This is a genomic window from Zongyangia sp., from assembly GCF_965361945.1.
Window position 1 is genome coordinate 1 of sequence record NZ_CBDTOK010000045.1, and the last position, 9,492, is coordinate 9,492.

Below are 9,492 nucleotides of genomic sequence, written 5' to 3' on the forward strand. Positions count from 1 at the left end.
ATCTTCCCAAACGCTTTTGGCAAAAGCGATGGCGCTTTCGGTATCCACCGCGGCGATTTTTCCCGTGTCTACTGTGATGATCCCCCCTGACGCCGAGAGAAGCACCGAAAAGTACCGGGACTCATAGGGAAGCTCCGGGGATATATCCATATGCTCCCGTCCGCCTGGCGGTGGGCCATCACCTTTCTGGGGGAATCTGCCTCCATTTTCCTGCAGGAGGGCCAGGGTGTATAAAACATCCTTCTCCAAATACGGCACCGCCTATGAGAAAACCATTCAGCCCAACTACCAAGGAGGTATTTTGCATGCTTGATTCCCTGTTCCGTGGGATCTTTGACACCGATATGACCACCGTCATCCCGGTTTCCCAATTTTTGCTCTGTGTGGGATGCGCCCTGGTCATTGGCCTTTTCCTGGCCTTCACCTATATGTACAAGACCCGCTATACCAAAAGCTTCGTGGTCACCCTGGCGCTGCTGCCGGCGGTGGTCTGCGTGGTCATTATGATGGTCAACGGCAACGTAGGGGCCGGTGTGGCTGTAGCCGGCGCTTTCAGCCTGGTGCGTTTCCGCTCCGTCCCCGGCACCGCCAAGGAAATCGGCATCCTCTTTCTGGCCATGGCCGCTGGTCTCATCACCGGTATGGGATATTTGGGCTACGCCCTCCTCTTTGCGGTTATCCTGGGCCTGATCACCCTGCTCTACAGCCACCTTGACTTCGGCTCCCGAAAAAAAGACACACTTTACAAGACCCTGCACATCACCATCCCCGAGGACCTGGACTATACCGGCGTATTTGAGGATCTGCTGAAGACCTATACCTCCTCCTGGGAGCTTGTGCAGGTGAAAACCACCAACATGGGCAGCCTTTACCGGCTGACCTACAACCTTACCCTGCGTCGGGCCAATTCGGAGCGGGAACTCATTGACCAGCTCCGCTGCCGCAACGGCAATCTGGAAATTACCATGTCCAAGCAGGAAACCACGGTTTACGAACTGTAAAAGGAGAACACTGATGAAACTATATGAGCTTTGGGCTTTGGGACTGGCTCTCATGGTCATGTTGGCCGGATGCGGCGCGGAAGAAAGCTCTTCTTCCTCTTCTACCTCCTCCGGCGCTTCGGCCTCCACCGTTTCCCAGAGTGAAGAATATAACACCGAGATGTTTACCGACCGGGACTTTGAAATCGGCTATGATGAGGAGCAGAGCGCCCTGATCCAGCTGGACGGCGACAGCGCCCAATGCGATTCTGACGCCGTCAGCATTTCGGGCAGCACCGTCACCATCACCGATGAGGGCACCTACATTCTCACCGGCACCCTGGATGACGGCATGGTCATCATAGAGGCCCAGGATACCGACAAACTGCATCTGGTGCTGGATGGCGTCACCATCCACAACGACACCTCAGCGGCACTGTATATCCGGGAGGCTGACAAGGTCTTTGTCACCACCACCCAAGATTCGGAAAACACCCTCTCTAACGGCGGGGAATATGTGGCCATCGACGACAATAACATCGACGGCGTCATCTTTTCCAAAGGGGATCTGACCCTCAACGGCGCCGGCACCCTTGTCATCAACGCCGCTGCCGGCCACGGGGTGGTTTCCAAGGATGACCTGGTCATCACCAGCGGCACCTATGACATTACTTCTGCGAGCCATGGGCTGTCCGGCAAGGACAGCGTCCGCATCGCAGGCGGCGCCTTCACCATCACCTCCGGCAAGGACGGCGTCCAGGCGGAAAATGCCGATGACACCACCCTGGGCTTTCTTTATATCGCCGACGGCACCTTTGACATCAACGCCCAGGGAGACGGCCTCAGCGCAGGGAATTATCTACAGGCTGAGGGCGGCAGCTACACCCTGCTCACCGGTGGCGGCAGCGCAAACGCCACCTCCCAGAGCAACGACTTCTTCGGCGCGGCGGCCTCCACCGAGGACACTGTCAGCATGAAGGGGATCAAGGCCACCGGAGATCTTCTCATCAGCGGCGGCACCTTCTCCATTGATTCCGCCGACGATAGCCTCCACTCCAATGCCAATGTCACCGTCTCGGGCGGAGACTTCGAAATCGCCACCGGAGACGACGGCGTCCATGCCGACGCCAATGTGACCATTTCGGCAGGCACTCTCCTCATTACCGAAAGCTATGAAGGCATTGAGGGCCAGAGCATCGACATCACCGGAGGAGATATCGACCTGACCTCCAGCGACGACGGCCTTAACGCCGCCGGCGGCAACGATCAAAGCGGCTTTGCTTCCTTCGGCGAGGGCGGTCATCGCGGTGCCGACGCCTTTGCCGCCGACGAAAACGCCTATATCCACATTGCGGGAGGCACTCTCCGCATCGATGCTTCCGGCGACGGCATTGACTCCAACGGCAGCCTTACCGTTTCCGGCGGCGAAACCTATCTGTCCGGACCGGACAATGGCGGCAACGGCGCTTTGGACTATGCCTCTGACGCTGAGATCACCGGCGGCATCTTTGTGGCGGCCGGCGCTTCCCAGATGGCCCAGAACTTCAGCTCCACCTCCACCCAAGGGGTGATGATGGTCAACGTCAGCTCCCAGCAGGCGGGCAGCGCCATCACTCTCACCGATCAAAATGGCCAGGAGCTTATTTCCTGGACCGCCGACAAAGCTTTTGACTCTGTCATTCTCAGCTGCCCGGAGATTCTGGAAGGGGAAACCTACACCCTGTCAGTGGGCGGCACCGAAACCCAGATTACCATGGACTCCCTGGTCTATGGCTCCGGCGGCATGGGCGGTATGCCTGGCGGCGGTATGGGCGCTCCGCCTGATGGGATGGGCGGCGGCCCTGGTGGAGGCGGCGCCGCTCCCACCGGCACTCCCTAACCAATTGTATTTTGCCTCCCTGTCCCTCTGGAAATTTTATTGATCTTTGGGTAAAATAAGAGGGAAGAAGGGAGTTGATTCCATGAACCTGCTTCTCAGCGATCTAGCCTTAGCAAAAAATTTGCCGGAACGGCCTGAAAACCGCTATGTAGATTTATCCGGCCTTTCCATCGCAAACTGCATTGGCTGCTTTGGATGCTGGACCAAAACCCCAGGCAGATGTGTCATCCGGGATGATGCCACTGCCATCTATCCCCTTATTGCTCAAAGCCGCCGGATTATCTATGTCAGCCGGATCCGCTACGGTTCTTATGATATTCCGATGAAAACCATGCTGGAACGAGCCATACCCATCCAGCAAGCATTTATCCGACTCTATCACGGGGAGACCCATCATGTCCAGCGGCAGGTGGCTCAGAAAGATGCAGTTATCATTATCTATGGAAAAACTTCCAAAGAAGAACGGGATATCTTCCGTCATCTGGTGGCACGAAACGCCAACAATATGCTGTTTAAAAGCTGGCGTATCCTTTTTGTTCCTCAGGAGCAACTGGAGGAAACGATCCGAAAGGAGGTGGACAAATGGGAACGATGATGATAGTCAATGGAAGTCCCCGGGCGCCACGTTCCAATTCCAAACGGTACGGAGAGATATTTGCCCACTTTTGGGGGGAGGATGTGGATGAATACAGCGTTACTACCCGCAAACACCAGGAAGCATGCCGGGAAATAGAAAATCACGATCATCTGCTCCTGGTTTTTCCCCTCTATGTCGACAGCCTTCCTGTTACCCTGATGGAGCTGATGAAGAAGATGGAAAACTACCCCTTTCAGAAAAGGCCCGCCATCCATGTCCTGATTAACTGCGGCTTCCTCGAGCCGGAACAAAACCTGGTGGCATTGGATATAGTCCGGCTGTTCTGTAAGGAGCAGGGCTTTCCCTTTGGCATGGCCCTTTGTATTGGTTCCGGAGAGGCAATTCTCTCCACCCCCTTTTCCTTTTTTGTCAAGCGGAAGATTAGACGGCTGGCAAGGGGAATCCATCTGGGAAAGTCAGAGGTGCTCAAGGTAACCATGCCTATCTCAAAAAAAATGTTTCTCAGCGCCTCCACCTCCTACTGGCTTCGGCGGGGAGAGAAAAATGGTATCGATCTCAATCAAATGTCCACTATGGAAATCGAGTCCAACACAACTTTGGAATAATCTTCCAGACTACTGTCGCGGATCAGATGTATATTGAAAGCAAATCTTCCGTGAAAGAATCTGGTAGAAAGGAAAGAAAGATATTGTCAAAGCTTCGCTATTCCCTATGGAGGGATAGCATGTACTTGACAGAATAGCCGGCGGCGAATCTGTGTTCTCCACATGGACATTTATAAATAGATCCATAAACGTACTACAATGGGTCAATTCTTCCCCCATCTCAAGAAAAGATAAAATTTTACCAGGAGCCAAAATCTTGGCTCCTGGTTTTTTCTGCATCAAAAATCCCCGCCAAGTGGTATTTCGGCGGGGATTCTTTTATTTCTCTGGCCGCTATCATTTTCCTTTGGGCAAGGTTCTGATTCCGTCAATGAGAAAAAAGAGATGGAGAAGGAGCAGCCCGCCAAAAATGGCAAGCTGGGAGATCGGGGTCATGGCACAGGCGACACCGCTGCCCTGGCGGATCAGGTTATAGACGCAAATGCCCCCGTAGCCGCAACCCATGAGAATATATGCTCCAGAAACAAGGCGCCGTCTTCCCCCCGCTACATGGATTAAACTCACCAGTATCACCGCCACACTAATTCCCAAGCCGCAGAAAAATAACAAAGTGGACAATATCAGCTGCATTTTCTCCTCCTATACCGGACAGAACCCGCTGCCCATGCTCATCCAAATCCCAACTCCCAACAAAATCGCCGCTGCGGCCACCGCCACCCAGCGGAGGATCTGCCATTTTTTCTCCTTTGACATTCTTTTGTCTCCTCTCCCCCGGCTGGACCGCCGGGCCCTCTTTTCTTTACAGTATACCTGATCGGCGCCCCTTTGTCATTGTAAAATGGTGACAACATCCCAAAATATCCACTGTCAGAGCCTCTGGTCCTCCTCGCTGTCCTCCGCCGCCCCTGCGGTGAGCATGGCGCAGAGCAAAAAACCGCCCCAAAAGGTCAAAGATAAAATAACTGCCGAACCGATCCACAAAATTGCCATCATCCATTCCCTCCGCTCCGCCTTTTCCCGGGAAAAGGCTTATGGTAATGTTTCCTTTGCCCTTTTGATACCATCATAGAAAAAAAGCTCATTTTTGTGCAGGGATGCGCCGCTTTTTTATCCTTTCCCGACAATGGCAAAGGCCCGCGAAAGAGAGGTGGCCCCTAAAACATCCCTCTTTTGTATTGTCATCTTCCTGAGCAAAAATTTACAGAATTATTGTATAAAATGGCAATTGACACCAACCCGAATGAAGCACATAATATACATGGATAGAAATCCAATGTTAAAAACTTTTATACAGACTGTACAACTAACATGGAGACGAGAGAGGGTGTGTTTGAATGAAAAAGACGATTATTACTATCAGCCGTCAGCATGGCAGCGGCGGCCGGGAAATCGGCCGGAAGCTTGCCCAAACGCTGGACATTCCTTTCTATGACAAAGAAGTCATCACCCTGTCCGCTAAAAAAAGCGGCTATGCCCCTGAGCTTTTTGAAAAGGCGGACCAGAAAGCTACCAGCAGCCTTCTATACGCCCTGTCGATGTTCGGCACCACCGCCACCTCCTATAACCCCACTGGCTACGACGGTCTCCCCCTGGCGGATAAGCTCTTTATCGTACAGTCGGATACCATCCGTTCTATTGCGGCGGAGGGCTCCTGCGTCATTGTAGGGCGGTGCGCTGACTATGTCCTCCAGGATGATCCCAGCTGCATCAACATCTTTCTCACCTCCAGCTGGCAAAACCGTCTGCGCAGGGCTACCAGGGAGTATGAACTGGTTCCCGCCCAGGCCGAAGACATCCTTCGCAAGACGGACAAAAAACGGGCCGCCTATTATAACTTCTACACCGGGCTCAAATGGGGCGACGTGAATAATTACCATCTGTGCCTGAACACAGACGATATCGGCATTGAAAACGCAGTCAAATACATCGCCGAATATGTGAAAATTAGGAATGGCGAATAAATTTTATCCCCCTTTGAAAAGAGCAGCCGCTGCATGCGGCTGCTCTTTCTTTTTTATTCTTCTGTTTCCTTTTCCACAATGGCGATATGCAGTTCCCGGATGTCCTTTTCATCCACCTCGGCCGGACACATGGTCATCAGCTCGCTGGCATTTTGCACCTTGGGGAAGGCGATTACATCCCGGATGGAATCCTTGCCCAGCATGAGCATCACCAGACGATCCAGGCCAAAGGCCATGCCGCCATGGGGCGGTGCGCCGTACTGGAAGGCGTCGATGAGATAGCCGAACCGCTCGTGGGCCGACTCGGGGGTAAATCCCAATGCCTCGAACATCTTCTCCTGCAGCTCCGGGTCGTTGATTCGGATGGAGCCTCCGCCCACCTCACAGCCGTTGAGGACCATGTCATAAGCCAAGGCATGGACCGCCGCCGGGTCAGTTTTCAGCTTATCCACATCGGAAAGCCGGGGACAGGTAAAGGGATGATGCTTGGCTACATACCGGTCTTCCTCTTCGGAATACTCAAACTGCGGGAAGCCGGTGACCCAGAGCAGGTCAAACTTGCTCTCGTCGATGAGGGAGAGGCGTTTTGCCAGCTCACACCGCAGGGCGCCCAGGCTGTCGTAGACCACCTGTTTGTTTGCGTCCGCCACAATGAGGATCACATCCCCGGTTTTGGCGCCTACCCGCTGACGCAGGGCATTCTTCTCCTCCTCGCTGAGGAACTTCTCAAAGCTGGAGGTTTCCTTTTCGGGCGTCAGCCGGGTGTAGGCCAGGCCCTTGGCCCGGTAGGTCTTGACAAATTCCGTCAGCTTATCGATCTCTTTCCGGGAAAGGCGCTCTGCCCCGTCCGGCACCAGGATGGCTTTGACCGCGCCGCCTCCGGCAAGGGCGCCGGCAAAGACCTTGAACTCGCAGGTTTCCAGCACATCCCCCAGGTCAATAAGCTCCAATCCGAAGCGGGTGTCCGGCTTGTCGGAACCATACCGCTCCATAGCCTCCTCATAGGGGATCCGGCGGAAGGGGGTCTCAATCTCGATCCCCAGTGCCTCTTTGAAGACCCGTTTCATAAAGCCCTCATTGACCGCCATGACGTCGTCCTGGTCCACAAAGGACATCTCCAGGTCAATCTGGGTGAACTCCGGCTGCCGGTCCGCCCGCAGGTCCTCGTCCCTAAAGCAGCGGGCAATCTGCATATACCGGTCAAAGCCGGAGAGCATGAGCAGCTGCTTATACTGCTGGGGAGACTGGGGCAGGGCGTAGAATTTGCCCGGATGAACCCGGGAGGGCACCAGATAGTCCCGGGCCCCTTCCGGGGTGGATTTGATGAGCATGGGGGTTTCAATTTCTAAAAATCCGTTTTCGTCATAGTAATCCCGGGCAATCTTGACAATGCGGTGGCGCATCATCATTGCCTGCTGCATCTGAGCCCGCCGCAGATCCAGATAACGGTAGCGCAGACGGAGCTCCTCCTTGACGTTGGTCTCATCGGTGATCTCAAAGGGCGGGGTTTTGGCCTCATTGAGGATGCGCAGGTCGGTGACAAAGACCTCAATGGTTCCGGTCTTGATCTCGGTATTCACCGACTCCCTCTTGCGCACCGTGCCCTTGGCCATGAGGACGAATTCCGCCCGCACCTTGGCCGCCTTGGCCATGATAGCCCGGTCGGTGGCATCGTCAAAAGCCAGCTGGATGATGCCAGTCCGATCCCGCAGGTCGATGAAAATCAGATTGCCCAGGTCTCTTGTCTTCTGGGTAAAGCCGCACACCACCACTTCTTTTCCGATGTCAGCTTCGGAAACCTGGGTGCAGTAATGGGTCCTTTTCAGGCCCTCCATGGTATCGTTCATGTCCACTATCTCCTTTTATCTGTCAGTTACAGTAGATTTTGCAATGGCAGGTCCCCAAAGCTCTCGGCGATCTGCTGGATGGTCTCATCCTTATCCGCTTCATAGATGGCGGTGAGAAGGCCATCCTCCCCAAAGCTGACGTCAATCTGCTGGGAGGTAGCCATGTTTTTAAGCTTTGCCACCCCGGTTTCCAACTCGTTGTCCCCGATAACCAGGGTGTACCGGGCGCCGATCTTGTCGGCGTATTTCATCTGGGCCTTAAGGCTGCGGTTCATGGAGTCGCACTGGGCAAAGAAGCCCTCCTCCCGCAGACGCATGGCCAGCTCGCAGGCTTTCACCGAAGCCGCCTCTCCCATAGAGGCGATATAGATGTCGCATTTGGGCTCCTCGGGGAAGGAACATCCGGTTTTATCCATCAGCAATAATAGCCGCTCTAATCCCATGGCAAAGCCCAGAGCCGGGGTTTCCTTTCCTCCCAGCATGCCGATAAGGCCGTCATACCGGCCGCCGCCGCAGACGGTTCCCTGGGCGCCGATGTTCTCCGAGACGAACTCAAATACCGTGCGGGTGTAATAATCCAGGCCCCGGACAATGGTGGGATTGACCACAAAATCAATGCCCATGGCGGAAAGCCGGGTCTTGACCCCCTCAAAGTGATCCCGGCAGTCGTCGCAGAGGAAATCGATGATCTTCGGCGCGTTCTTGGCGATCTCCTTGCACTCCGGGTTCTTGCAGTCGAGAATCCGCATGGGGTTTTTCTCCAGCCGGCCCAGACAGGTTTCACAGAGCTTGTCCTTATATCCGTTAAAATATTCCACCAGCTTTTGATGATAGGTTGCCCGGCATTGGGGGCATCCGATGGAGTTAAGCTCCAGGCGCAGGCCTTCTACCCCCAGCACCTTAAAGATCTCGTTTGCCAGAGCGATGACCTGGGCGTCTGCGGAGGGAGCCGCTGCCCCCAGCATTTCCACCCCAAATTGGTGAAATTCCCGCAGCCTGCCAGCCTGGGGCTTCTCATAGCGGAAGCAGGAGACTACATAACTTGCCATCACCGGCAGGGCGTCTCCCAAAAGGCCGTTCTGGATGGCCGCCCGGACCACACCTGCCGTGCCCTCTGGCCGCAAGGTAATGGATCGGTTGCCCTTGTCCTGGAAGGTATACATTTCCTTTTGCACCACGTCGGTGGTATCCCCTACCGACCGGGTAAAGAGCTCGGTGTGCTCAAATACCGGGGTGCGGATTTCCTTGAATCCGAAGAGGGCCGCTGTCTCCATGGCCGTCTTCTCCAGATACTTCCACCGGCCGCTCTGGCTGGGGAGTACATCCTGGGTGCCCCGGGGGGCGTTTGTCAAAAGTGCCAATTGTCATCTCTCCTATTCTTTTATCCCCACCACCTACCGGTGGGGGACATCGCGTTGTGGCATCGTTCGAGGCAAAAGCACGGGCATCGCGACAGTGTCCTCAACAAAACCATAGGCGCGATCTGCTCTCCGCGGGAGCACGTGTGTCGCGGCAGTGACGCGAACAAAAATCGGGGCGCGGTCTGCTCTCTGCAGGAGCTGTCTATAAAAAAATACTCCTCCTCCCGCCAAATGTCAACGACATCGGTCAGGGACGAGGAG

The 9,492-nt window shown here is 54.8% G+C and carries 9 protein-coding genes and 1 pseudogene; 5 read left to right on the forward strand and 5 right to left on the reverse strand.

The features are described 5' to 3' along the window. Positions 1-249: pseudogene (locus ACZ25G_RS02860) on the reverse strand (hypothetical protein); the annotation flags it as partial. A 56-nt stretch (positions 250-305) separates the two neighbouring features. Between ACZ25G_RS02860 and ACZ25G_RS02865 the strand changes: the two are divergent. From ACZ25G_RS02865 to ACZ25G_RS02880, 4 genes are all read left to right on the forward strand, one after another. Then, entirely contained in the window at positions 306-1,001 is a 696-nt protein-coding gene (locus ACZ25G_RS02865; RefSeq protein ID WP_463681472.1) for a DUF4956 domain-containing protein, read from the forward strand. 13 nt (positions 1,002-1,014) lie between these two features. Then, positions 1,015-2,859 (forward strand): carbohydrate-binding domain-containing protein, encoded by a 1,845-nt coding sequence (locus ACZ25G_RS02870; protein WP_463681473.1) that lies wholly within the window; start codon positions 1,015-1,017, stop codon positions 2,857-2,859. Between the two features lie 82 nt (positions 2,860-2,941). After that, on the forward strand, positions 2,942-3,454 hold the full coding sequence (locus ACZ25G_RS02875) for a flavodoxin family protein (protein WP_342681695.1): 513 nt from the start codon (positions 2,942-2,944) through the stop codon (positions 3,452-3,454). After that, positions 3,442-4,062, forward strand: coding sequence for a hypothetical protein (locus ACZ25G_RS02880; RefSeq protein ID WP_463681474.1), 621 nt, complete (start codon positions 3,442-3,444; stop codon positions 4,060-4,062). The genes ACZ25G_RS02875 and ACZ25G_RS02880 overlap by 13 nt, the downstream gene beginning before the upstream one ends. 336 nt (positions 4,063-4,398) lie before the next feature. Here ACZ25G_RS02880 and ACZ25G_RS02885 read toward each other — a convergent pair whose 3' ends face one another. Both ACZ25G_RS02885 and ACZ25G_RS02890 read right to left on the reverse strand, forming a co-directional pair. Further along, positions 4,399-4,692, reverse strand: coding sequence for a hypothetical protein (locus tag ACZ25G_RS02885; RefSeq protein ID WP_342681698.1), 294 nt, complete (start codon positions 4,690-4,692; stop codon positions 4,399-4,401). Between the two features lie 237 nt (positions 4,693-4,929). Continuing rightward, the gene (locus tag ACZ25G_RS02890) at positions 4,930-5,055 is read right to left on the reverse strand and encodes a hypothetical protein (RefSeq protein WP_342681699.1); all 126 of its coding nucleotides are present in this window, start codon (positions 5,053-5,055) and stop codon (positions 4,930-4,932) included. Positions 5,056-5,396: 341 nt separating this feature from the next. Between ACZ25G_RS02890 and ACZ25G_RS02895 the strand changes: the two genes are divergently transcribed. Next, on the forward strand, positions 5,397-6,023 hold the full coding sequence (locus tag ACZ25G_RS02895) for a cytidylate kinase family protein (protein WP_191482625.1): 627 nt from the start codon (positions 5,397-5,399) through the stop codon (positions 6,021-6,023). A gap of 53 nt (positions 6,024-6,076) precedes the next feature. Here ACZ25G_RS02895 and aspS read toward each other — a convergent pair whose 3' ends face one another. Both aspS and hisS read right to left on the reverse strand, forming a co-directional pair. After that, entirely contained in the window at positions 6,077-7,870 is a 1,794-nt protein-coding gene (gene aspS / locus ACZ25G_RS02900) for an aspartate--tRNA ligase (protein WP_463681475.1), read from the reverse strand. A 26-nt stretch (positions 7,871-7,896) separates the two neighbouring features. Further along, positions 7,897-9,231 carry a histidine--tRNA ligase gene (hisS, locus tag ACZ25G_RS02905; RefSeq protein ID WP_191510322.1) on the reverse strand — a complete coding sequence of 445 codons (1,335 nt, stop codon included), beginning with the start codon at positions 9,229-9,231 and terminating at the stop codon, positions 7,897-7,899. Between the last annotated feature and the right edge of the window lie 261 nt (positions 9,232-9,492).

Excerpts from the sequence above, each read along its gene's own strand:
- ACZ25G_RS02865 (WP_463681472.1), top strand. The coding sequence starts at position 306 with ATGCTTGATTCCCTGTTCCGTGGGATCTTTGACACCGATATGACCACC.
- ACZ25G_RS02870 (WP_463681473.1), top strand. The coding sequence starts at position 1,015 with ATGAAACTATATGAGCTTTGGGCTTTGGGACTGGCTCTCATGGTCATG.
- ACZ25G_RS02875 (WP_342681695.1), top strand. The coding sequence starts at position 2,942 with ATGAACCTGCTTCTCAGCGATCTAGCCTTAGCAAAAAATTTGCCGGAA.
- ACZ25G_RS02880 (WP_463681474.1), top strand. The coding sequence starts at position 3,442 with ATGGGAACGATGATGATAGTCAATGGAAGTCCCCGGGCGCCACGTTCC.
- ACZ25G_RS02885 (WP_342681698.1), bottom strand. The coding sequence starts at position 4,692 with ATGCAGCTGATATTGTCCACTTTGTTATTTTTCTGCGGCTTGGGAATT.
- ACZ25G_RS02890 (WP_342681699.1), bottom strand. The coding sequence starts at position 5,055 with ATGATGGCAATTTTGTGGATCGGTTCGGCAGTTATTTTATCTTTGACC.
- ACZ25G_RS02895 (WP_191482625.1), top strand. The coding sequence starts at position 5,397 with ATGAAAAAGACGATTATTACTATCAGCCGTCAGCATGGCAGCGGCGGC.
- aspS (WP_463681475.1), bottom strand. The coding sequence starts at position 7,870 with ATGAACGATACCATGGAGGGCCTGAAAAGGACCCATTACTGCACCCAG.